At 75.8% G+C, this 1060-nt stretch carries 2 protein-coding genes; both read right to left on the bottom strand.

The genetic code is table 11. From position 1 onward, the window contains the following. Positions 1 to 433 (bottom strand): TerD family protein (locus tag BI06_RS45475; protein ID WP_149030409.1); only part of this gene is annotated, 433 nt, incomplete at its 3' end. Positions 434 to 635: 202 nt separating this feature from the next. Then, the coding region (locus tag BI06_RS55155) for a hypothetical protein (protein WP_043468539.1) at positions 636 to 1060 on the bottom strand (425 nt) is incomplete at its 5' end.

Below are 1060 nucleotides of genomic sequence, written 5' to 3'. Positions count from 1 at the left end.
GGCCGACCGCGCGCACCTTCCAGGCGCCGTTGCGCTGGTAGACCTCGACCACGATCAGCGCGGTCTCCCGGCCGAGCGCCGGCGAGGTGAAGGTGACCAGTACCTCGCCGGTGGCGGCGTCGCGGACGGTCGCGGTCGGTTCGATGCCCGCGAAGGTGGCGCCCGCCTCGTCGGGGCTGGCGGTGACCACGATCTTGCTGATCCCGGCCGGGACGGCGGCGGTGTCGACGATGATGGCGTCCGGGCTGCCCGCGGCGGCCGGGCGGTGGGTCACCCCGGGCCCGTTGGGGGCGTTGTAGAAGACGAAGTCGTCGTCCGAACGGACCTTGCCGGCATCGGTCAGCAGCAGGCCCGAGACGTCCAGCGCCTTGGGTGCGGTGACCTCGACGGTCACCCGCGCGGCGGTCAACGGGGCGTTGCCGCCTTGGGTCAGGACCGTGGACACGAACTCCTCCTGGGAATGACGTGGTGCGGGGCCGGCCCCGGCGGTGGGGCGGCTGTGCCGACTGGCGACCACAGTAACGAACGAGGTCGGCCGGATGAGCCCGATCGGGTCGCTGACCTGTCGGGTTGTCCGACCGGAGCGGGCCGGGCCGGACGGCGGTGGTGCGGTGGTGCGGCGGCGCCGGGGCCGCTCAGCGGGCGGGTGCGGTCAGCGGACGGGTGCCGTCGCGCCGCGCCGGTGCCGTGGGGCCGGGGCGTACCTCGGTCCCGGTGGCGGACGGTGCGGCGAAGGTGCCGAGGGCGGCCACGGCGCGCGGCCGGTCGATCCCGAAGGCACTGGCCTTCCAGGACTCGATGGTCCGGGGGTCGGCGGTCCGGGGGTCGGCGCGGCGCGGTGCGGGCGTACGGATGCCGAGCACGGCGAAGGTGTACCGACCGGGGCGGACGTCGGTGCCGGGCGGGGTGGTGAAGCGGTACACCGCCGCGCCCCGCTCCTGGTGGGTGGTGATCACGGCGCCGGCCAGGTCCGTCCAGACGGTGCCGGCGCCCGGGGCCGACCCGCCCGGGGCGAGGCGGAACTCGGCCTGGAGCGCGGTCAGCGGCTCGGTGACGGTCA

Source organism: Kitasatospora sp. MBT66 (assembly GCF_000710405.2).
Classification (GTDB): domain Bacteria; phylum Actinomycetota; class Actinomycetes; order Streptomycetales; family Streptomycetaceae; genus Kitasatospora; species Kitasatospora purpeofusca.
This window is presented reverse-complemented; position numbering and strand designations above follow the sequence as displayed.